Raw genomic sequence first — 20844 nt, 5'->3', positions numbered from 1 at the left:
CGACGCGCCCACGCTCTTTTCAAGGCCGCGCACCCTCGCGGAGGCCGCGCCCGCGTGCCAGCGCGATGAACCGGATTGCGACAATCTGTCCACATCGCTAGCGTCCGCGCCGGAACGCGTACCGGCATGGTGCCGGCGCGCGCACGGGGTGTAAATTTCATGTCCGCAGAAGGCCTCGGGCCTAAGGGGAACCGTCTGTTCCTCAGGAAGTCGATCGCTCAGATCCAGAAAGAAGCCGCGAAAAGCGAGCTGAAGCGGACCCTCGGGCCGCTGAACCTGATGAGTCTGGGCATCGGCGCCATCATCGGCGCCGGCATTTTCGTGCTCACGGGCCAGGTGGCTTCGGCGCACGCCGGTCCGGCCATCATGTTCTCGTTCGTGCTGGCGGGCATCGCCTGCGCCCTCGCCGGCCTGTGCTACGCCGAGCTGGCCTCGACCATGCCGGTCTCCGGGTCGGCCTACACCTACGCCTACGGCACCATGGGCGAGGTCTTCGCCTGGGTCATGGGCTGGCTGCTGGTGCTGGAGTACGGCGTCGCCGCCGCCACGGTGGCGGTCGGCTGGTCCGGCTATGTGGTGTCGATCCTGTCGGATTTCGGCATCAGCCAGAGCCTGTTCCCGACGATACAGTTCGCCGGGGGCGAGGGACCCAGCTGGGCCACGCCGCTGGTCCAGTACGTCCAGGGCGCGGCCGGGGCCAGCTTCCCGCTGACCGGCACCTTCAACCTCGTCGCCGCCCTCGGCATCGCCGCGGTCTGCAGCCTGCTGGTGCTGGGAGTGTCGGAATCGGCGAACATCAACAACGCCATCGTGGTGCTGAAGATCGTCGTGCTGCTGACCTTCATCGGCGTCGGCATCGCCTATATCGATCCGGCCAACTGGACGCCGCTGATTCCGCCCCAGGGCGACAGCTGGGACCAGTTCGGCGTCGGCGGCATCTTCCGCGGAGCCGCGATCATCTTCTTCGCCTACGTTGGCTTCGAGGCGGTCTCGACCGCCGCGGCCGAGGCCAAGAATCCGTCCAAGGACGTGCCGGTCGGCATCCTCGGCGCCCTGTTCGTCTGCACCCTGATCTACATGGCGGTCGCCGCCGTCATGACCGGCGTGGTGCCCTACCTCGAGCTGGCCTCGCCGGCCCCGATCGCCGTCGCCATCGACCGCATGGCCCTGACCTGGGCCGACATCCCGCTGGCCTCGGCCGAGGGCGGGCAGCTGAACCTGATCAGCTTCATGATCAAGGTGGGCGCCATCACCGGCCTGTCGTCGGTGATGCTGGTGCTGGTCTATGGCCAGACCCGCATCTTCTACACCATGGCGCGCGACGGCCTGCTGCCGAAGGCCTTCTCGGTGGTGCACCCGAAGTTCCGCACGCCGTGGGTCGGGACCATCCTGCTGGGCGTGCTCATCGCCACCGCGGCGTCTTTCCTGCCGATCTCCATCCTCGGCGATCTGGTGTCGCTGGGAACGGCCTGCGCCTTCGCCATCGTCTGCTTCTCGGTGATCATGCTGCGCATCCGCCATCCGGAGATGGAGCGTCCGTTCCGCGTGCCCGGCGGCATCGCCACCGCCGTCGCCGGCATCCTCGCCTGCCTCGGCCTCGCGGGGCTGAACTTCTGGCCGATGATCCAGCACGCGATGGACGACAATCCGCTGCCGCTGACGATCCTGGCGATCTACGCGGCCGTCGGGGCGCTGATCTATGCGGCCTATGGCTACTGGCACTCCAAGCTGGCCAAGGGCATCGACATCACCGACGACACGGCCCTGGCCTCCCCGGCCGATGCCCTCGGCGGGAAGGTCGACAACATCAAGGAAGACTGAGACGGGTCCGTCCCGGTCAGGCGAAAGGCCCGGAGTCGCCCCCGGGCCTTTTTCTTTCCGCGCTCAAACAGCAAGCCGCCGCGCGGCGAGCGGCAGCGCCCCAAAACCGCGCTGAAACAGCGAGCGCCCGCGGCGCGAGCGATAGCGCCCCACGCGCTCAAGCAGCGAGCCGCCGCGCGGCGAGCGATAGCGCCCCAAGAAAGTGGTGCGGATGAGAGGACTCGAACCTCCACGCCTTGCGGCGCTGGAACCTAAATCCAGTGCGTCTACCAGTTCCGCCACATCCGCGTCCGCATCGCTCTAGGGCGTTGCCCCGGGGGCGTCCAGTCGTTCCGCCAGCAGCGGCGGCAGCAGGCCCGGCAGGTCCTCGGCGATCAGCCCCGGCCCGAAGCGGCGCGCCGCCTCGGCGTGCAGGGCGACTGCAGCGCTGGCGGCGTCGAAACTGTCCATCGACTGGGCCAGCAGCCCGCCGATCATCCCGGCCAGCACATCGCCGGTCCCCGCTGTGGCCAGCCAGGCGGCGCCGCCCGCCTCGATCCGCAGCCGTCCGTCCGGCGCGGCGATGAGCGAGCGGTCGCCCTTGAGCACGACGACGCAGCCCAGCGCCGCGGCGGCCTCGACCGCGGCGCCCTCGCGCCCCGAACGCGCCAGCAGCCCGGGAAACAGCCGTTCAAACTCCCCGGCGTGCGGGGTGATCACGTCATCCCGGTCAAGCCCCTGCGCCAGCTGCTCGGCCCGCCCGGCGAAGACCGTCAGGGCATCGGCGTCCAGCACCAGCGCGGCGCCTGTGCGCTCCAGCGCCGCCATGTTGAGCACGGTCGCCTCGTCGACGCCGGCCGCCGGACCGATCACCACCGCGTCCATCGGCTCCGCCAGACGCTCCAGATCGAGCGGGTCGTGAAACACGTCGAGCATCACCGCTTCCAGCGCCGGCGCCAGGACCGGGGCGGCGTCCGGCGGGCACAGCACCTTGACCAGCCCGGCCCCCATGCGCAGCCCTGCCCGGGCCGCCAGACGCGCGGCCCCGGTGCGCAGGGGACCGCCGGACACCACCCCCAGACGCCCGCGGCTGTGCTTGTGCGTGTCGGCTCCGGGCCGCGGCAGCGACAGGGCGTCGAGGTCGATTGGCGACGGGGCGAGCGGTTGGGTCACAGCGTCTGTCCGTCCACGATCATGGCGAATTTACAAAAGCCTCTTGCGTTATGCTGCAATGCAATGTCCCTTTGCTTCCCGAGCCGGAGACGCGCCGCGGGCGCAGGGGATCGGGGCGCCATGAAGAAGATCGAAGCCGTCATCAAACCCTTCAAACTCGATGAGGTGAAGGAGGCGCTGCAGGATATCGGCGTGCAAGGCATGACGGTCCTGGAAGCCAAGGGCTATGGCCGGCAGAAGGGCCACTCGGAGCTCTACCGCGGCGCCGAGTACGTGATCGACTTCCTGCCAAAGATCAAACTCGAGGTCGTGGTTCCCGACGATCTCGCACCTGCGGTGGTCGAGGCGATCCAGACCGCCGCCCGCACCGGCAAGATCGGCGACGGCAAGATCTTCGTGTCGACCGTGGATGACGTGATCCGTATCCGCACCGGCGAAACCGGCGCCCAGGCCGTCTGACCTTCAGTTCCGGCCGTCCTCTCCGGGGGACGGCCGTTTTTCGTAGCCTCCCCCAAACGAACAGGACCCGAGAATGAGCTCCGCTGACAAGATCCTCAAGGAGATCAAGGAGAAGGACGTCAAATACGTCGACCTCCGGTTCACCGACACGCGTGGCAAGCTGCAGCACGTGACCTTCGACATCGACCTCGTCGACGACGACTTCCTCAACGAGGGGACGATGTTCGACGGCTCGTCGATCGCCGGCTGGAAGGCCATCAACGAGTCCGACATGCTGCTCAAGCCGGACCTGAAGACGGCCTACATCGACCCCTTCTACCAGCAGACCACCCTGTTCCTGTTCTGCGACGTGCTGAACCCGGACACGGGCGAGCCCTACAATCGCGACAGCCGCTCGATGGCCAAGAAGGCCCTGGCCTATGTCCAGGCCTCGGGCGTGGGCGACCAGGTGTTCTTCGGCCCCGAGGCCGAGTTCTTCATCTTCGACGACGTGCGCTGGTCGACCCAGCCGCACAACACCTTCTACGCCTATGACTCGACCGAGCTGCCGGCCAACACCGGCGCCGAGTACACCGAGGGCAACATGGGCCACCGCCCGGGACCGAAGGGCGGCTACTTCCCGGTCAACCCGGTCGACTCCTGCCAGGACCTGCGCGGCGAAATGCTGGCGGTGATGAAGGACCTCGGCCTCGACCCCGAGAAGCACCACCACGAGGTGGCGCCGGCGCAGCATGAGCTGGGCCTGAAGTTCTCGGACCTGCTGACGATGGCCGACCGTCTGCAGCTCTACAAGTACGTGATCCACAACGTCGCCGCGGCCTACGGCAAGTCGGCGACCTTCATGGCCAAGCCGATGTTCGCCGACAACGGCTCGGGCATGCACGTGCACCAGTCGATCTGGAAGGACGGCAAGCCGCTGTTCGCCGGCGACAAGTACGCCGGCCTGTCGGACATGTGCCTCTGGTACATCGGCGGCATCATCAAGCACGCCAAGGCCATCAACGCCTTCTCCAACTCGACCACCAACAGCTACAAGCGCCTGGTGCCGGGCTACGAGGCGCCGGTGAAGCTGGCCTATTCGGCCCGCAACCGCTCGGCCTCGATCCGGATTCCGTGGGTGCACAGCCCGAAGGCCAAGCGCATCGAGGCCCGCTTCCCGGACCCGATGGGCAACCCCTACCTGACCTTCGTCGCCCTGCTGATGGCCGGCCTCGACGGCATCGAGAACCGCATCGACCCGGGCGCGGCCGCCGACAAGAACCTCTACGACCTGCCGCCGGAAGAGCGCGGCTCGATCCCCGAGGTCTGCGGCTCGCTGCGCGAGGCCCTGGAGAACCTCGACAAGGACCGCGCCTTCCTCAAGAAGGGCGGCGTCATGGATGACGACTTCATCGACAGCTACATCGAGCTGAAGATGGAAGAGGTGGCGCGGCTGCAGCTGCACCCGCACCCGGTCGAGTTCGACATGTACTACAGCTGCTGATCGGTCAGATCGGCATCGAACAGAAGCCCCGGACGGTCCGCCGTCCGGGGCTTTTTTGCTGGGCGGTTGGCCGTCAATCGCCGAGCTGCAGGGGGGCAGTCAGCAATGGGTGGTCAACTGTCACTGGCGCCCGTGTCACCTGGCCTCAATCACTATCGCCCACCGTGAAGATGTCGACGCCCTCCAGCGTGGTCTGCGAGAGACCGGCAGGTGTGTATAGCCGCGCAACGGCGTCTTCGGCCCAATGCGCCAGATCACCAACAATGAGCGGGCGATCAGCGGCGGGATGCAGGTATACAGCGAGCCGCATCTTATCAGCGCAGCGAGGGGTTTCGGGGGTCGTAGCGCACGTCGAATGCAGCACGGCCGCCGCGATGATGTCTCCGGTCGGCGTAAGAACCACAGCCCCCTTTTCGGAACAGGAATGAAGTCGGCAGGCCGTGAACCGATAAAGACCTCCGACGAGGGTCGGCGCCTCCGGCGGGCCGCCCAGCACAGCCCTCACCTGGTCGCGAACCGGTCGGCGCTCCCACAGATGAGCGGCCTGACGATCACCCAGGAACAGTCCCAACACAGCCTGGAACCCGGCATCCGAGACGAGGGCGTTGGTGGTGCGACAAGCCTCGAGACTGGACAGGCCGCACGGGTTCGGCGGGGTCTGTGCGGAACCTTGCTGCGGCGAGGTGATGAGCGCCAGAAGCAGGCCGAGAACCTTCCACGTCACGTTGAGCTCCGTTCCATCGACGGACAATCCGCAGCGCGACCATCACAGAGCGGCCGAACGTCTGCAACGGGTCGGGAGCCGACCTCCCCGGCCCGTCAGGCGGAGGCCAGTCCGGCCGCCTCGTCCTCGCGCTTGCGCCGCAGCTCGATCAGGCGGACGCACCAGATCGACACCTCGTAGAGCAGCACCAGCGGGATCCCCAGCATGATCTGGCTGATCGGGTCCGGCGGAGTGACGAAGGCGGCGACTACGGCGATGGCGACGATGGCGAACTTGCGCCCCGAGGCCAGGGCCCGGGACGAGATGATGCCGGCGAGGCCCAGCAGGGTCATCACCACCGGCAGCTGGAAGCAGAGGCCGAAGGCCAGGACCAGCGCCATCACCAGGTTCAGATAGTCCGACACCTTGGGCAGCAGCTCCGCCGAGATGCCGCCGCCGGTGATCTGCTGGTCCAGCGAGAACAGCATGACGAACGGCAGCATGACGAAATAGACCATCGCCGCGCCGATGGTGAACAGGGTCGGCGCCGCGATCAGGAACGGCAGGAAGGCCCCGCGCTCGTTGCGGTACAGGCCCGGCGCCACGAACCGCCACAACTGGTACGCCAGCACCGGAAAGGCCACGATCACAGCGCCGAAGGCCGCCAGCTTCATCTTGGTGATGAGGAACTCGAGCGGCGCCGTGAAGATCAGATTGACCGTCTCGCCCTCCGAGGGCGGCAGGCGCAGCAGGCCGGCGGTGCCGAGGATCAGATCGAGCGGCGAAACCCCGCCATCCGGCCCGGCCGCCTCGTGGAACACCGCGGCCACGGCGAACGGTCGCACCAGGAAGGCGTAGATCGGGTCGGCGAAGATGAAGCAGCCGATGAAGCCGACCACAAAGGCGACGACGCAGACGATCAGCCGCCCGCGCAGCTCGACCAGATGGTCCATCAGGGGCGCGCGCGACGCCTCGATCTCGGCCTCGTCGCGATCTGTAGCGCTCACGCGTCAGCTCCGGGCGTGGCAGGGGCCGCCTTGCGGCGCGGCTTGCGCACGGCGGCCGGCGCGCCATCGGCGGCGGCCGGGGCCTTGCGCGGCGCACGGGGCTTCGCGGGGACCGCGGCCGGGGCGCTGTCCGCGGGCGTGGCCGGCGTGGCGCCTATCGCCGATTCAGGCGCCGATCCAGACGCCGGTTCGGGCGCCGGCAGCGCCTCGGGGGCGGAGGGCGCCGGCAAAGGCGCCGGCGCCGGGGTCAGCGGCTGGTTGAGATCGGTCTGGATGTCGCGGAAGGCGGCTTCGGCCTCGGCGCCGAGGGGCACCATCCCCTGCCCCCTTCGCAGGGCCTCGACTTCCTTGCGCAGCTCGTCCAGCTCGGACTGACGCGCCATCTCGTCAAAGCTGGCGCGGAACTCACTGGCCATGGCCCTCGCCTTCGCCATGGCGCGGCCGACCTTGTTCAGCATCCCGGGCAGGTCCTTCGGGCCCACCACGATGAGCGCCAGAAGGGCGATGACGAGGATTTCCAGCCCGCCGATGCCGGGCCCGAGACCGCCCATTCGTCAATCTCCGACGCGCAGGCGATTCAGGACTTGAGGTCTTCTTTTTCCGACTCGGTGCGCGGCAGGGCGCCGGCGCGGGTCTGTTCGCCCTTGTCCTCGTCGCCCTTCAGGCCGTCGCGGAAGGCGCGGATGCCCTTGGCGGCGTCGCCCATGAGGCCCGAGATCTTGCCGCGCCCGCCGAACAGCAGAAGGGCGAGGACGGCGATGATGAGAATTTGCCAGATGCCGGGCTGCATGGAACTCGTCTCGGAGGAGGCGGGACCGGATGTCCCGCGGGTGACTGTCTCAAGGCATATAGGCGCTTCGGTGGCGCGACGCCAAGCGGCCCTGTAGTCAACGCGCCATGAGTCCCGGCCTGACCCACGTGATCATCCACACCGACGGCGCCTGCAAGGGCAACCCCGGCCCCGGCGGCTGGGGCGCGATCCTGCAGGCGGGGGCCGGGCGGGAGAAGGAACTGTGGGGCGGCGAGCCGCTGACCACCAACAACCGCATGGAGCTGATGGCGGCGATCCAGGCGCTGGAGACACTGAACCGGCCCTGCCGCGTCGACCTGCACACCGACAGCAAATACGTGATGCAGGGCATCACCGAGTGGATCCGCGGCTGGAAGGCGCGCGGCTGGCAGACGGCGGACAAGAAGCCGGTCAAGAACGAGGACCTGTGGCGGCGGCTCGACGCCGCCCGCGCCCGCCACGAGGTGAAGTGGCACTGGGTCAAGGGCCACGCCGGCCACGTCCTCAACGAACGGGCCGACGCCCTGGCTAACCGCGGGATCGAGGACCTGGCCTAGCCGGCCGCGACCTTGAGCACCGAGCCCTCGGCCGCCGTCACGGTGACGAAAGCCCCGACCGGCGGCTCGCCGGCGGCGATCTCCGCCTGCCACTCGGCGCCCGAGATGAAGACCCGGCCCTGGCCGTTGACGAAAGGCTCGACCACCCGCGCCTGCTGGCCGACGAAGCGGACGTCGCGGGCGTTGATGTCCGGCTCGGCCGCCGGGTTCACCTTCTGCACGAAACGCCGGGCGAACAGGGTCAGGACGACCGTCACGATCGAGAAGACCGCCACCTCGAACGCCGGGCCATAGTCGAGGCCCAGCGCCGTCAGCAGCGCCACCACACCGGCGGCGGCGGCCGGCCAGAGCAGCCATTCGGTGGTGAAGGCCGCCTCGACCGCCAGCAGGGTCACGGCGACCGCCAGCCAGATCCAGAACGGCTGGGCGGCATAGATGTCGGCGAGCGTCTGCATGGTCAGGTCACTCCGTCAGGGGCACGCCGCCGCGGGGACGGCGCGGGGCGACGGGCGCCGCCGCAGGCGAGGCCGACGGCGGCGGGCTGGCGGGCCGGGGCGTGTCCTGCTGGGCGCGGGCGAGCCCGACCAGCTCGCCGATCCCGGCGATCGAGCCGACCAGGGCCCCCATCTCCGACGGCACGATGACCGTCTTCTGCTGCGGGCTGCGCGCCAGTTCGGCGAAGGCCTCCACATACTTCTGGGCGACGAAGTAGTTGATCGCATTGACGTCGCCGCGGGCGATCGCCTCCGACACCATGGCGGTGGCGCGGGCCTCGGCCTCGGCCTCGCGCTCGCGGGCCTCCGCGTCGCGGAAGGCGGCTTCCTTGCGGCCCTCGGCCTCGAGGATGGCCGACTGCTTGGCCCCCTCGGCGCGGGCGATGGCGGCCTGCTTCTCGCCGTCGGCCTCGGTGATGACCGCGCGGCGTTCGCGCTCGGCCTTCATCTGGCGCGCCATGGCGTTGGTGATGTCGACGGGCGGGGTCAGGTCCTTGATCTCGATGCGGTTGACCTTGACGCCCCACGGCTCGGTCGCCGAGTCGATGACGTGCAGCAGGCGGGTGTTGATGCTGTCGCGCTGGCTCAGCACCTCGTCGAGCTCCATCGAGCCGACCACCGTCCGCAGGTTGGTCATGCACAGCTGCGAGATGGCGTAGGGCAGATCATCGACGCGATAGGCGGCCTTGGCGGCGTCCATCACCTGGATGAAGACGATGCCGTCGACCTTCACCATGGCGTTGTCCTTGGTGATGACCTCCTGGGTCGGAACGTCGAGCACCTGCTCCATCATGTTCATGCGGCGACCAACGCGCTCGACGAAGGGCGTCAGCATGTGGATGCCCGGATTGAGGGTCTTGGTGTACTTGCCGAAGCGCTCGACCGTGAACTCGCGGCCCTGGGGCACGATCTTCACCACGCTGAACAGCAGGATGAAGGCCATGACGACCAGTGCGATCGCGAACAGGCTGAAGAAATCCATCTGCATCTCCCTATCTGGGAGAAAGCTAGGGCGTGACGCCCCCGCTCGCCAGCAAAACCGGACGCGGCCTCATGAACTCGTCGTCATCTTCACCGCGGCGCGGATGACCCGCCGGGTCTCGTCCCAGGCGATCAGCTCATCAATCGTTGACAGGGGATGGAACGCCGCCGCCGCCGCGTCGTCGCCGGCCACGGGCTCGCCCGCCCGCCAGCGCGCCGCGAAATCGATCAGGACGTAGTGCCGGCCAGCCTCGGGAAACAGGCCGTCGACCACGTCGATGAGCCCCAGCAGCTCGGCCTCGACCCCGGTTTCCTCGCGCAGCTCGCGCAGGGCGGCGGCGCGCACCGTCTCCCCCGGCTCGATCCGCCCCCCCGGCAGGCTCCACTCCCCGACCCGCGGCGGCCGCCCGCGACGGATCAGCAGCACCTCGTCGCCCCGCAGACAGACGACACCAACGGCGGGGACGGGCGTCAGGTTCGACATGGTCACACCAGTTGGTCCATCTGAACCCCACATGCTACATTTCCTGCATGTCGACGACGATGAACATTGCTGAAGCCAAGGCGCATCTGTCCGAACTCGTCGCCCGCGCGGAGGCGGGCGAGGAGGTCCTGATCGCGCGGAACGGCAAGCCGGCCGTCAGGATCACGCCTATCGAGCCGCAGCGGAAGGCTCCCCGGAGACTGGGCGTATGGGAACATCTGAATCTCGACATCCCTGACAGCGTGTTCTTCGACCCGGACCCGGAACTGGAGCGGGCGGTCGAGGCCAGCCGCATCTTCCCTGACGAGCCGTGAGGCTCCTTCTCGACACGCACGTCTTCGTCTGGGCCATGGGCCAGGTCTCGAGGCTGCCGGCGGCGGTCGCCGAGGCGATCCGGAATCCGGACAACGACGTCTTCCTCAGCGCCGTTTCCGTCTACGAGATCGAGTACAAGCGCGATCGCGATGCGTTTCTGAGACGGTTGCCGGTCGATCTGCTGCCTGCCGCCGAGGCCCTGCCCGCAGAATGGCTGCCGATCGACCCGCGCCATGCGGCCAGCGCCGCCCGGCTGGATCGAGACCATAAAGACCCGTGGGACAGGCTGATCGTTGCACAGGCGATGGTAGAGGGCCTCGTGCTGGTGTCTGCTGACGCTACGCTGAAGAAATTCGGATCGGAGATTATGTGGTGACCGCGCCCTCCCCCGCCGCCGTCGACACCCTCGCCGCCGCCCTGCCCCCGGGCAGCTGGACCCGCGACCCGTTCGAGATCGCCCCCTCGCTGAAGGAGTGGCGCAACCGCTGGACCGGCGAGACCCCGCTGCTGCTCCTGCCGCGCTCGACGGAGGAGACGGCGCAGATGGTGCGCCTGTGCGGCGAGCTGGGCCTGGCCCTGACGCCCCAGGGCGGCAACACCGGCCTGGTCGGCGGGCAGATCCCGCACGGCGAGGTGCTGATCTCGACACGGCGGATGCGGGCCGTCCGCGATGTGACCCCGCTGGACGACGCCATGGTGGTCGAGGCCGGCGTGACCCTGCTGGAGGCGCAGCAGGCCGCCGCCACCGCCGACCGGCTGTTCCCGCTCAGCCTCGCCGCCGAGGGCACCGCCACCATCGGCGGGGTCGTCTCCACCAATGCCGGCGGCACCGCCGTGCTGCGCTACGGCATGATGCGCGACCTGGTGTTGGGGCTGGAGGCGGTCCTGCCCAACGGCGAGATCTTCCGCGGCCTCAAGCGGCTGCGGAAGGACAACACCGGCTACGACCTGAAGCAGCTGCTGATCGGCGCCGAGGGCACGCTGGGCATCGTCACCGCCGCCAGCCTGAAGCTGTTCCCGGTGATGCGCTCGCGCGCCACCGCCATGGTCGGACTGGAGACGCCCCACGCCGCCATCGAGCTGCTGGCCCGGGCCAAGGCCGAGACCGGCGGCGGGGTCGAGGCCTTCGAGCTGATGAAGCGCCTCGGCATGGAGTTCGTGCTGCGCCACATCCCCGACACCCGCGAGCCACTGGACAGCGCCCCGCCCTGGTATGTGCTGATCGAGCTGGTCTCGGGCGAGCCGGGCGCGGCCGAGGCGGCGCTGGAGCGGTTGCTGTCCGACGCCTTCGAGGCCGGGCTGATCATCGACGCCGCCATCGCCCAGAACGCCGCCCAACGCGCCGACTTCTGGAAGGTGCGCGAGGAGCAGTCGGCGGCCCAGAAGCCCGAGGGCGGCGGCTGGAAGCATGACGTCTCGGTGCCCGTCAGCCGCATCGCCGACTTCCTCGACGAGGCCACCGCCGCGGTCGAGCGATTCGCGCCCGGGGCCCGGGTCTCGGCCTTCGGCCACGTCGGCGACGGCAACATGCACTACGACATCCTGTGCCCGCCCGGCGGCGACCTGCAGGCCTTCCTCGGCCAGTGGATGGAGGGCTCGCGCGTGGTCCACGACGTGGTGGCCACCTACGACGGCTCGATCTCGGCCGAGCACGGCCTTGGCCGGCTCAAGACCGACGAGGCCCGGCGCTACAAGACGCCGGTGGAGATCGCCGCCATGCAGGCCATCCGCGCCGCGCTGGACCCCCAGCGCATCATGAACCCGGCAGTGCTGTTCTAGGGCGGCGGTTAGGCCGCGTTTGCATCGGCGGGGGGAGACGCTATCTCCCGCGCCATGCTGATCGTCCTGTCCCCCGCCAAGCGCCTCGACTTCGACCCGCCCGCGGTCGAGCTGCCGCGCACCACGCCCCGCTTCGCCGCGGACGTGGCGAGCCTGTCCGAGACGACGCGCAAGCTGAGTCGCGCCGACCTGCGCCGGCTGATGTCGATCTCCGAGAAGCTGGCGGACCTGAACCGCGAGCGCTTCCAGGCCTTCGACCCGGACGTGGCGGCCGGGACCACCCCGGCGGTGCTGGCCTTCGCCGGCGATGTCTATGAGGGGCTGAGGGCGCGCGATCTGGATACGGCCGCGCTGGACTGGGCCCAGGACCGGCTGCGCATCCTGTCGGGCCTGTACGGCCTGCTGCGACCGCTCGACGTGATCCAGCCCTATCGCCTTGAGATGGGCACCCGGCTGAAGACCAGGCGCGGGGCCAGCCTCTATGACTTCTGGGGCGACCGCATCTCGGCGCAACTCAACGCGGACGCCGAGGGGCACGTCGACCCGACGCTCGTGAACCTGGCCAGCCAGGAGTATTTCGGCGCCGTCGACGCCAGGGCGCTGAAGCTGCCGGTGGTGACGCCGCAGTTCCGCGAGGCGAAGGACGGCGAAAGCCGCATCATCTCCTTCTTCGCCAAGAAGGCCCGCGGGGCCATGGCGCGGTTCATCATCGACCAGCGGATCGAACGCGCAGCCGATCTCAAGGCCTTCGACCGCGACGGCTACCGCTTCGACGCCGCCGCCTCGACCGAGACCGACTGGATATTCATCAGGTCGGGAAATACTTGAGCCCGACGGTGGCCAGCGGCATGATCAGCCGCTAGCCTGTCGCCTTCTGCAGCAGTCCGGATTGCCCATGTTCCCTTGGTCCAAGCGCGGCGACGCCGCTCCCCAAGCCGACGCCGCCCCGCGCGCCCCCGGCGACCTGCGGGGGCAGGTGTGCGTCGTCTCCGGCTCGACGTCCGGCATCGGCCTGGCCCTGGCCCGCGCCGCCGCCAGCCACGGGGCCGACGTGGTGCTGAACGGGCTGGGCGATCCGGCCGAGATCGAGCGCACCCGCGCCGAGCTGGAGGCCTCCTGCGGCGTGCGCGTGCGTTACCACGCCGCCGACATGGCCCGCGGCGACGAGGTGGCCGACATGGTCGCCTTCGCCCGGCACCAGCTCGGCCGCCTGGACATTCTGGTCAACAACGCCGGCATCCAGCACGTCGAGGCGGTCGAGACCTTCCCGTCCGACAAGTGGGAGAAGATCCTCGCCATCAACCTGTCGTCGGTGTTCTACGCCACGCGGGCGGCGATCCCGATCATGAAGGCCCAAGGGCGCGGCCGCATCATCAACGTCGCCTCGGCCCACGGCCTCGTCGCCAGCCCGTTCAAGTCGGCCTACGTCGCCGCCAAGCACGGGGTGCTGGGCTTCACCAAGACGGTGGCGCTGGAAGTGGCGCGCGACAACATCACCTGCAACGCCATCTGCCCCGGTTATGTCGAGACGCCGCTGGTGAAGCAGCAGATCGCCGACCAGGCCCGGACCCGCGGCATCAGCAAGGACAAGGTGGTCGAGGACGTGATGCTGGCGGCCCAGCCGACCAAGAAGTTCGTCACCACCGAGGAGCTGTCGGGCCTGTTCCTCTATCTGGTGTCCGACCTCGGGGCCTCGGCCAACGGCGCCAGCTTCTCCATCGACGGCGGCTGGACCGCCCAGTAGCGGTGACAGGAGGGGGCGTGCGGAACCCGTTCAGACGCCCCGACACGCCGGCCCGCGCGCCCGTCTGCCTCGCCCTGCAGGGCGGCGGCGCCCACGGCGCCTTCCAGTGGGGCGTGCTGGACCGGCTGCTGGAAGCCGACGTGCTCGACATCCGCGCCGTGACGGCCAGCTCGGCCGGGGCCATGAACGGCGCGGCCCTGCTCTCCGGCCTCGCCGCCGACGGCCCCGAGGGCGGTCGCGCCGCCCTCGACAAGCTGTGGCGCGAGATCAACCAGTCCGGCGGCCGCAATGTCTTCGGGGACTCGAACATCTGGACCGCGGCTTTCGGCGGCGGCTGGCTGAAGGACAACCCCCTGTGGCGCGCCGGCGAGACCCTGGCCCTGTCGCTCAGCCCCTATGAGTTCAATCCCTTCAACCTGAACCCGCTGGACCGGGCGCTGAAGGCGGCGATCGATTTCGAGGCGGTACGCGCCTCGCCGATCCGGCTGTTCGTCGCGGCCACGGCGGTGCAGCGGGCGAAGTCGCGCATCTTCACCAATGCCGAGATCACCGACCGGGTGCTGCTGGCCTCGGCCTGCCTGCCGCACCTGTTCCAGGCCGTCGAGATTGACGGCGAGGACTACTGGGACGGCGGCTACCTCGCCAATCCGCCGCTTTGGCCGCTGTTCAGCGGCGACCTGCCCCGGGACATCCTGCTGCTGCCGCTCAACCCGTTCCGGCGCGACGAGACGCCGAAGAAGGCCGGAGAGATCGTCGACCGCCTGAACGAGATCGCCTTCAACGCCCCCCTGACCGCCGAGCTGCGGGCCATCGCCTTCGTGCAGAAGCTGCTCGACGAGGGGCTGCTCAACGAGACCGCCCGCGGCCGCTACCGGCGGGTGCTGATGCACGCCATCGAGGCCGACAGTTACCTGGGCAAGCTGAGCCTCAGCTCCAAGTTCGACACGGAATGGACCTTCCTGCAGGAGCTCAAGGCGCGAGGGCGCGAAGCCGCCGAAGCCTGGCTGGACACCTGTCTGCCGGCCGTGGGCCAGCGCTCCAGCGTCGACCTGAAGGCCCGCTTCCTCTGACCGTCAGGCGAGCCCGGCGTCCTCGGGCAGCCCCAGCATCAGGTTGAGGTTCTGCACCGCGGCGCCCGAGGCGCCCTTGCCGAGATTGTCGAGCAGGGCCACGAGCCGGACCTGGGCCCCGCCGCGGTCGCCGAACACATGCAGCCGAAGCCGGTTGGTGCCGTTCAGCCCCTCCGGCGACAGGCCGGTCATGGCCTCGGTCGTCTCCAGATCGACCACCTCGACGAAGCGCGACCCGGCATAGGCCTCGCTGAGCGCCCCGTGCACCACCTCGATCGAGGGCGAGCCCGGGAGGGCCGACAGGTGCAGCGGGACCTCCACCAGCATGCCCTGCCGATAGGCTCCGACGGCCGGGGCGAACAGCACCGGCGTCTCCAGCCCGGCGTGCTTGGTCATTTCCGGCACATGCTTGTGCTTCAGCGACAGGCCGTAGGCCCGATACGGCGGCGCGCCGGCCCCCTCCTCGAACTCGGCGATCATCGCCTTGCCGCCGCCGGAGTAGCCCGACACGGCATTGACGGTCAGAGGCTGGTCCCTCGGCACGATCCCGGCGCGCACCAGCGGCGCGACCAGAGCCAGAAAGCCGGTTGGATAGCAGCCCGGGTTCGACACCCGACGGGCGCCGATGATCTCGCCGCGCTGGTGCGGGGCCAGCTCGGCGAAGCCATAGGTCCAGCCTGAAGCGACCCGGAACGCGGTCGAGGCGTCGATCACCTTGACCTCGGGATTGTCGATCAGCCCGACCGCCTCCTTCGCCGCCTCGTCAGGCAGGCACAGGATCACCAGATCGGCGGCGTTCAGCGCCTCGCGCCGCGCCTCAAGCTCGCGCCGCCGCTCGCCCAGCAGGATCAGCTCCAGATCGCGCCGCCCCTCCAGCCGCCGCAGCACGTCCAGCCCCGTGGTCCCGGCCTCGCCGTCGATGAAGATGGTGTGGGTCATGCCGCCGCTCCTATCCCGTCTGCTCTGTCCGGAGAAGGTGGCAGGCAGACGGCAGACGCTCCGCCGCCCCTTCCCTTCTCCCGCAACGGGAGAAGGGAAAAAGAAAGGGCGCCCCGGGTTTCCCCGAAGCGCCCCGAATCCAGACCGTATGACGCGGCTTAGCGCTTCGAGAACTGGAAGCTACGGCGGGCCTTGGCGCGGCCGTACTTCTTGCGCTCGACGACGCGGCTGTCGCGGGTCAGGAAGCCGTGCGGCTTCAGGACCTTGCGCAGTTCAGGCTCGTAGTGGGTCAGGGCGTGCGACAGACCGTGGCGGATGGCGCCGGCCTGGCCCGACAGGCCCGAGCCCTCGACGGTGCAGATCACGTCGTACTGGGTGGCGCGGTCAGCCACGTTCAGCGGCTGGGCGACCATCATCTGCAGCACCGGACGGGCGAAGTAGGCGGCCACGTCCTTGCCGTTGACGGTGATCTTGCCGGTGCCGCGCTTCACCCACACGCGGGCGATGGCGTTCTTGCGCTTGCCGGTCGAATAGGCGCGGCCCAGGGCGTCGATCTGCGGCTCGCGGGGCGCAGCGTCCTCGGCGGCGGCGGTGCCCATGCCCTTCAGGGCGTCGAAGCCGGTGGCGGTGTCGGTGGGGGTCACGTCGGTCATGCTCAGACGCTCCGGGTGTTCTTGGGCGAGGCCGACTTGAAGTCGATCGTCTCGGGCGACTGGGCTTCGTGCGGATGCGAGGCGCCGGTGTAGAGGCGCAGGTGCGTCATCTGCTTGCGGGCCAGCGGGGATTCCTTCGGCAGCATGCGCTCGACGGCCTTCTCGAGCACGCGCTCGGGGAAGCGGCCGTTCAGCTGCTTGCCGGCGGTCACTTCCTTGATGCCACCCGGGTGACCGGTGTGGCGATAGTAGACCTTGTCCGTCAGCTTGTTGCCGGTGAACACGACCTTGTCGACGTTGGTGACGATGACGTAGTCGCCGCAGTCGACGTGCGGGGTGTAGTCGCCGCGGTGCTTGCCGCGCAGACGGTTGGCGATGAAGGTCGCGAGGCGGCCCACCACGACGCCTTCGGCGTCGATGTGGATCCACTTCTTCTCGACCTCGGCCGGCTTCAGCGAAGCCGTGGTGGTCTTCAGCATGGGTTCGGGTCCTGGGACTGACGGGCGGACCGGAAGACCGGACCGACGGGAGCGGCGCTGATAGAGGAGACGCGGCGCGCGGTCAACAGCGGGAAGCGCGCCGAAATCAGATCAAGTTTCTGTTTTCAAAATACTTTTCGTGCGCGGTATTAAAATACCATATGCGCAGCGCCCGTATTGCGACGATTCCGCCCCCGAAACCGTCATGGTTCGGTGATGACCCCCCCGCCGACCGGAGGCATAAGGCGCGCTCGTAGAGGAGTGCCCCCATGCGCATCGATCGTCGCGGCCTGCTGAACACCGGCGCCGTCGCCTTCGCCTTCGCCGGCCTGGCCCGCAGCGTCGAGGCCCAGACCGCCGAGACCTATGTCAACGAGGTCGAGGGCTATGGCCCGCTGGTGCGCGATCCCAACGGCCTGCTCGATCTGCCGGCGGGCTTCACCTACCAGATCATCTCCCAGAGCGGCGACACCATGGACGACGGCCTGTTCGTCCCGGGACAGCCGGACGGCATGGCCTGCTTCCCGCTGGAGGGCACGCGCGTCGCCCTGGTCCGCAACCACGAACTGCGCGGGCGCAGCGCCCTGCACCGCAACCTCGGGCCCGGCGGGCTGAACGAGGAGCGGATCAGCATGGTCGACGCGTCGAAGGCCTTCGACACCTACAAGAACGGCCGCCCCCTGCCCGGCGGCTGCACCACCGTCATTTACGACCTCGCCACGCGCCAGACCGTCAGCGAGCGCCTGACGCTGGCGGGCACCTCGACCAACTGCTGCGGCGGCCCGACGCCCTGGGGCAGCTGGCTGACCTGCGAGGAGACCGACGAAACCCCGGAAAGCGGCGACGTGGCCAAGGCCCATGGCTGGGTGTTCGAGGTGCCGGCCACGGCGACCGGGCCCGTCGAGCCCGTACCGCTCAAGGCCATGGGCCGGTTCGACCACGAGGCGGTCTGCGTCGATCCCCGTAGCGGCGTCGTCTATCTGACCGAGGACCAGAACGACGGCCTGTTCTACCGCTTCATCCCGACTACGCCCGGCCGTCTGGCCGAGGGCGGCAAGCTGCAGGCCATGGCCCTGCGCGGCCAGCCCGGCGCGGACACCCGCAACCAGGACCAGCGCGCCTGGAACGTCGGCGACTGGGTCGAGGTGGACTGGGTCGATCTGGAGGACGTCGAGGCGCCGGCTGGCGACCTGCGCCAGCGCGGCCACGCCGCCGGGGCCGCCCTCGTGGCCCGCGGCGAGGGCATCTGGTGGGGCGATAACGAGGCCTACTTCACCGCCACCTCGGGCGGCCCGATCCGTCGCGGTCAGGTGCTGCGCCTGCAGCCCAACCTCGACGGCGGCCCCGACCGGCTGCAGCTGTTCGTGGAGAGCACGGACGAGAAGACGGTCAACATGGCCGACAACATCACCATCGCGCCCTGGGGCCATCTGGTGCTGTGCGAGGACAACTATTCGGACCGGATCCGCAATCACCTCAAGGGCGTCACGCCCGAGGGCAGGATCTACACGATCGGCCGCAACGTCTTCCACGGCAACTCGGAGTTCGCCGGGGCCTGCTTCTCGCCCGACGGCGAGGTGCTGTTCGTCAACATCATGTACCCGGGCATGACCCTGGCGATCAGAGGCCCGTGGACCTCGGTCCGGACATGAAGCGCCGGGGCTGCGACCGCAGGACCAGCCAGAGGTTCAGCGTCGCCAGCCCCAGCAGCACCGCCGCCCCGCCCTGGTGGGCCACGCCCAGCCACAGGGGCACGGACCAGATCAGGGTGAAGACGCCGAGAACCGCCTGGGCCCAGACCCCGGCGGCGACCGCATAGGCCCCTGCCCCCGCCCCTTCCGCCAGCCGCCAGCGGTAGGCCTGCACCGCATAGACGGTGACGAAGGCCAGCAGCAGATAGGCGGTGATCCGGTGATTGAACTGGGTCAGGGCCTGGTCGTGCAGGAAGGCGACCGCGCCCTGCGACCAGTCGACCGGCGGCAGCAGCGCGCCGTTCATCATCGGCCAGTCGGTATAGACCAGCCCGGCCTTGCCGCCCGCCACCAGCGCGCCCAGCAGGCACTGCACGAACACCAGACCGAGCAGCGCCCCGGCGCCGCGGGCCCACCCCGCGGGCGGCACGTTGCGGCTCTCCCCGTGCCAGGCCTCCAGCGCCGTCCAGATCAGGGCGGCGAAGATCAGAAAGGCGAGCCCGAGGTGCGTCGCCAGACGCTCCGGCGCCACCAGCACCCGCTCGGACAGGCCGCTGGCGACCATCCACCAGCCGATGAAACCCTGCAGCCCGCCCAGCGCCAGCAGCGCCGTGGTGCGCCAGACGAGGCGGTCGGGCATGGCCCAGGCCCGCAGCGGCGAGGCCGGCGGGGCGAACCGCAGCAGCATGAAGACCGCCCAGGGCAGGAAGAACGCCAGCCCGATGAAGCGGCCCAGCTGGCGGTGACCCCACTCCCACCAGAAGATGAACTTGAACTCGTCCAGCGACATGCCGGCGTTGACCAGCTGGTACTGCGGGATGGCCCGGTACTTCTGGAAGGCCTCGTTCCAGTCCGCGGCGTTGAGCGGGGGGATGGCCCCCATGATCGGCTTCCACTCGGTGATCGACAGGCCCGAGCCGGTCAGGCGGGTGACTCCGCCCACGATCACCATGATGAAGACGAGCGTGGCCACGCCCGCCAGCCAGAGGGCGACGGGGCGGGATCGATCCGGGGGAGTGAACACGGGCATTCGACGCTCGACACTGGGACAGTTAGGATCGACCGCAGACGCGGCGACCGTTCCCATGGGCGATAGCGCCGCGCTAAGGCAAGATCGAGTCGGCGCGACGTTCCTCGGCGTCGCAGCGGATCAGGGAGCGGACGCCGTGCAGTATCTCGAAGCGGGGGTGGTGGTCCTCGCCACCGTGGCGATCGCCTGGGCGGCGGACCAGCTGGCCGGGCGTCGCGGTGTCGGCATGGCCACCCTGGTGGCCCTGACCGGGGCCGGCTGCGGGGCCTTTCTGGCGGTGCGGGTGTTCGCCGTGGCGACGCTCGAGAGCTGGGGCTGGGCCCTGTGGAGCTGGGTCGGCGCGGTCGTCGCCCTGATCGCCTTCTTCCTGTTCCGGAGCAAGCGATGAACCCGCGCCTGCGCCGGGCCATCGCCGCGATCGGCGTGCTGGTGTTCCTGACGGTCTACGTCTGGGGCGTGATCTCGCTGGCCCCCTTCATCCCCGAGGTCTGGTGGGCCCAGCTGCTCTATTTCGGCATCGCTGGCACCGCCTGGGGCGTGCCCATCCTGCCGCTGCTGACCTGGGCCGAGAAGGGCGGGGAATAGCGCCGCCACGACGGCCCGCCGGGCCCTAAGGGGTTGGGGATCAGGGAAGATGGTCGGAGCGACAGGATTCGAACCTGCGACCCCTTGACCCCCAGTCAAGTGCGCTACCAGGCTGCGCCACGCTCCGAAGGGGCCCCCTATAGACGCGGCGTCGTCGCCTCGCCAAGCGAAAAAGGCGATCAGCGCGCCAGCGCCGTCTCGAGACGCCGGCGGGCCTGCTCGATCCGCTCCAGCACATCCTGCAAACGCCGGCGACGGCTGGCGTCCAGCCGTGCGGCGGGGGGCGGCCCCTGGCCCGGATCGCCGGCGTCGGAAGCATCCTCAGGCGCGGCCTGGAAGGCGAGGACCGTCGCCGGATCGGCGTAGCTGACCAGCCGCTTCAGTCCCTGCTCGCGGTGCAGGCGCAGCACGCCCTTGATGGTCAGGCCCTCGTCATGCAGCAGCCGCCGCACCGCCTTCAGCACCGCAATGTCCTGTGGCCGGTAGAAGCGACGGCCGCCGGCGCGCTTCAGCGGCTGGATGAAGGTGAAGCGGCTCTCCCAGAAGCGCAGCACGTGCTGCGGGGCGCCGACCTCCTCGGCCGCTTCGGAGATGGTGCGAAAGGCGTCGGGACTCTTGGACGCCATCG

26 protein-coding genes and 2 tRNA genes are annotated in these 20844 nt (G+C 69.3%); 13 read left to right on the top strand and 15 right to left on the bottom strand.

Annotation, left to right across the window (positions count from 1 at the left end; genetic code table 11):
* Positions 1-159: 159 nt before the first annotated feature.
* On the top strand, positions 160-1821 hold the full coding sequence (locus VGN74_RS05015) for an amino acid permease (protein ID WP_327446260.1): 1662 nt from the start codon (positions 160-162) through the stop codon (positions 1819-1821).
* A 203-nt stretch (positions 1822-2024) separates the two neighbouring features.
* On the opposite strand, the gene VGN74_RS05010 is transcribed toward VGN74_RS05015, so the two are convergent.
* Together VGN74_RS05010 and VGN74_RS05005 are read right to left on the bottom strand one after the other, a co-directional pair.
* Positions 2025-2109, bottom strand: a tRNA-Leu gene (locus VGN74_RS05010).
* 12 nt (positions 2110-2121) lie between these two features.
* Positions 2122-2973, bottom strand: a complete 852-nt coding sequence (locus tag VGN74_RS05005; RefSeq protein WP_327446259.1) for an NAD(P)H-hydrate dehydratase — start codon at positions 2971-2973, stop codon at positions 2122-2124.
* 120 nt (positions 2974-3093) lie between these two features.
* On the opposite strand from VGN74_RS05005, the gene VGN74_RS05000 reads away from it, so the two are divergent.
* The gene (locus VGN74_RS05000) at positions 3094-3432 is read left to right on the top strand and encodes a P-II family nitrogen regulator (RefSeq protein ID WP_175359614.1); all 339 of its coding nucleotides are present in this window, start codon (positions 3094-3096) and stop codon (positions 3430-3432) included.
* Positions 3433-3505: 73 nt separating this feature from the next.
* Positions 3506-4915 (top strand): type I glutamate--ammonia ligase, encoded by a 1410-nt coding sequence (glnA, locus tag VGN74_RS04995; RefSeq protein ID WP_327446258.1) that lies wholly within the window; start codon positions 3506-3508, stop codon positions 4913-4915.
* Between the two features lie 145 nt (positions 4916-5060).
* Here glnA and VGN74_RS04990 read toward each other — a convergent pair whose 3' ends face one another.
* The 4 genes from VGN74_RS04990 to VGN74_RS04975 form a co-directional block, all read right to left on the bottom strand.
* A complete protein-coding gene (locus VGN74_RS04990) occupies positions 5061-5639 on the bottom strand; it encodes a hypothetical protein (protein ID WP_327446257.1) in 579 nt (192 codons plus the stop codon).
* 95 nt (positions 5640-5734) lie between these two features.
* A complete protein-coding gene (tatC, locus tag VGN74_RS04985) occupies positions 5735-6625 on the bottom strand; it encodes a twin-arginine translocase subunit TatC (protein WP_327446256.1) in 891 nt (296 codons plus the stop codon).
* Positions 6622-7176 (bottom strand): Sec-independent protein translocase protein TatB, encoded by a 555-nt coding sequence (gene tatB, locus VGN74_RS04980; protein ID WP_327446255.1) that lies wholly within the window; start codon positions 7174-7176, stop codon positions 6622-6624. Before tatB ends, tatC begins: the two co-directional genes overlap by 4 nt.
* Positions 7177-7202: 26 nt before the next feature.
* Positions 7203-7415 carry a twin-arginine translocase TatA/TatE family subunit gene (locus VGN74_RS04975; protein ID WP_327446254.1) on the bottom strand — a complete coding sequence of 71 codons (213 nt, stop codon included), beginning with the start codon at positions 7413-7415 and terminating at the stop codon, positions 7203-7205.
* 107 nt (positions 7416-7522) lie between these two features.
* Between VGN74_RS04975 and rnhA the strand changes: the two genes are divergently transcribed.
* A complete protein-coding gene (rnhA, locus tag VGN74_RS04970) occupies positions 7523-7972 on the top strand; it encodes a ribonuclease HI (RefSeq protein WP_298275002.1) in 450 nt (149 codons plus the stop codon).
* Here the strand turns inward: rnhA and VGN74_RS04965 are convergent.
* The 3 genes from VGN74_RS04965 to VGN74_RS04955 form a co-directional block, all read right to left on the bottom strand.
* The gene (locus VGN74_RS04965) at positions 7969-8427 is read right to left on the bottom strand and encodes an NfeD family protein (protein WP_327446253.1); all 459 of its coding nucleotides are present in this window, start codon (positions 8425-8427) and stop codon (positions 7969-7971) included. The genes rnhA and VGN74_RS04965 overlap by 4 nt on opposite strands.
* 7 nt (positions 8428-8434) lie before the next feature.
* Complete coding sequence (locus tag VGN74_RS04960; protein ID WP_327446680.1) at positions 8435-9409, bottom strand: SPFH domain-containing protein; 975 nt, start codon at positions 9407-9409, stop codon at positions 8435-8437.
* Between the two features lie 108 nt (positions 9410-9517).
* Positions 9518-9931, bottom strand: coding sequence for an NUDIX hydrolase (locus VGN74_RS04955; RefSeq protein ID WP_327446252.1), 414 nt, complete (start codon positions 9929-9931; stop codon positions 9518-9520).
* Between the two features lie 47 nt (positions 9932-9978).
* On the opposite strand from VGN74_RS04955, the gene VGN74_RS04950 reads away from it, so the two are divergent.
* The 6 genes from VGN74_RS04950 to VGN74_RS04925 all read left to right on the top strand — a co-directional run bounded on the left by VGN74_RS04950 (position 9979) and on the right by VGN74_RS04925 (position 14839).
* Positions 9979-10245 (top strand): type II toxin-antitoxin system prevent-host-death family antitoxin, encoded by a 267-nt coding sequence (locus VGN74_RS04950; protein WP_327446251.1) that lies wholly within the window; start codon positions 9979-9981, stop codon positions 10243-10245.
* A complete protein-coding gene (locus tag VGN74_RS04945) occupies positions 10242-10622 on the top strand; it encodes a type II toxin-antitoxin system VapC family toxin (protein ID WP_327446250.1) in 381 nt (126 codons plus the stop codon). Before VGN74_RS04950 ends, VGN74_RS04945 begins: the two co-directional genes overlap by 4 nt.
* A complete protein-coding gene (locus VGN74_RS04940) occupies positions 10619-12025 on the top strand; it encodes an FAD-binding oxidoreductase (protein ID WP_327446249.1) in 1407 nt (468 codons plus the stop codon). Before VGN74_RS04945 ends, VGN74_RS04940 begins: the two co-directional genes overlap by 4 nt.
* A gap of 54 nt (positions 12026-12079) precedes the next feature.
* Positions 12080-12853 (top strand): peroxide stress protein YaaA, encoded by a 774-nt coding sequence (yaaA, locus tag VGN74_RS04935; RefSeq protein WP_327446248.1) that lies wholly within the window; start codon positions 12080-12082, stop codon positions 12851-12853.
* Between the two features lie 67 nt (positions 12854-12920).
* Complete coding sequence (locus VGN74_RS04930) at positions 12921-13769, top strand: 3-hydroxybutyrate dehydrogenase (protein ID WP_327446247.1); 849 nt, start codon at positions 12921-12923, stop codon at positions 13767-13769.
* Between the two features lie 17 nt (positions 13770-13786).
* Entirely contained in the window at positions 13787-14839 is a 1053-nt protein-coding gene (locus VGN74_RS04925) for a patatin-like phospholipase family protein (protein WP_327446246.1), read from the top strand.
* Between the two features lie 3 nt (positions 14840-14842).
* On the opposite strand, the gene argC is transcribed toward VGN74_RS04925, so the two are convergent.
* The 3 genes from argC to rplM all read right to left on the bottom strand — a co-directional run bounded on the left by argC (position 14843) and on the right by rplM (position 16910).
* Positions 14843-15778, bottom strand: coding sequence for an N-acetyl-gamma-glutamyl-phosphate reductase (gene argC, locus VGN74_RS04920; RefSeq protein WP_327446245.1), 936 nt, complete (start codon positions 15776-15778; stop codon positions 14843-14845).
* Between the two features lie 158 nt (positions 15779-15936).
* Positions 15937-16431 carry a 30S ribosomal protein S9 gene (gene rpsI / locus VGN74_RS04915; protein WP_327446244.1) on the bottom strand — a complete coding sequence of 165 codons (495 nt, stop codon included), beginning with the start codon at positions 16429-16431 and terminating at the stop codon, positions 15937-15939.
* A gap of 2 nt (positions 16432-16433) precedes the next feature.
* Positions 16434-16910: a 50S ribosomal protein L13 gene (rplM, locus tag VGN74_RS04910; protein WP_327446243.1), complete on the bottom strand. Its 477-nt coding sequence runs from the start codon at positions 16908-16910 to the stop codon at positions 16434-16436.
* Positions 16911-17179: 269 nt separating this feature from the next.
* On the opposite strand from rplM, the gene VGN74_RS04905 reads away from it, so the two are divergent.
* On the top strand, positions 17180-18562 hold the full coding sequence (locus tag VGN74_RS04905) for an alkaline phosphatase PhoX (RefSeq protein WP_327446242.1): 1383 nt from the start codon (positions 17180-17182) through the stop codon (positions 18560-18562).
* On the opposite strand, the gene VGN74_RS04900 is transcribed toward VGN74_RS04905, so the two are convergent.
* Entirely contained in the window at positions 18531-19631 is a 1101-nt protein-coding gene (locus VGN74_RS04900) for a COX15/CtaA family protein (RefSeq protein WP_327446241.1), read from the bottom strand. The two genes, VGN74_RS04905 and VGN74_RS04900, sit on opposite strands and share 32 nt — an antisense overlap.
* A 136-nt stretch (positions 19632-19767) precedes the next feature.
* Between VGN74_RS04900 and VGN74_RS04895 the strand changes: the two genes are divergently transcribed.
* Together VGN74_RS04895 and VGN74_RS04890 are read left to right on the top strand one after the other, a co-directional pair.
* Positions 19768-20019, top strand: coding sequence for a transglycosylase (locus tag VGN74_RS04895; protein WP_327446240.1), 252 nt, complete (start codon positions 19768-19770; stop codon positions 20017-20019).
* Positions 20016-20216, top strand: coding sequence for a DUF2842 domain-containing protein (locus VGN74_RS04890; protein WP_327446239.1), 201 nt, complete (start codon positions 20016-20018; stop codon positions 20214-20216). The genes VGN74_RS04895 and VGN74_RS04890 overlap by 4 nt, the downstream gene beginning before the upstream one ends.
* A gap of 50 nt (positions 20217-20266) precedes the next feature.
* On the opposite strand, the gene VGN74_RS04885 is transcribed toward VGN74_RS04890, so the two are convergent.
* Together VGN74_RS04885 and VGN74_RS04880 are read right to left on the bottom strand one after the other, a co-directional pair.
* Positions 20267-20343, bottom strand: a tRNA-Pro gene (locus tag VGN74_RS04885).
* 52 nt (positions 20344-20395) lie between these two features.
* Positions 20396-20842 (bottom strand): MerR family transcriptional regulator, encoded by a 447-nt coding sequence (locus tag VGN74_RS04880; protein ID WP_327446238.1) that lies wholly within the window; start codon positions 20840-20842, stop codon positions 20396-20398.
* Positions 20843-20844: the final 2 nt, after the last annotated feature.

The organism is Brevundimonas sp. (assembly GCF_035998205.1).
Taxonomy (GTDB): domain Bacteria; phylum Pseudomonadota; class Alphaproteobacteria; order Caulobacterales; family Caulobacteraceae; genus Brevundimonas.
Note: the sequence above shows the minus strand (reverse complement) of the source record. Positions and strands in the feature narration are given on the sequence as shown.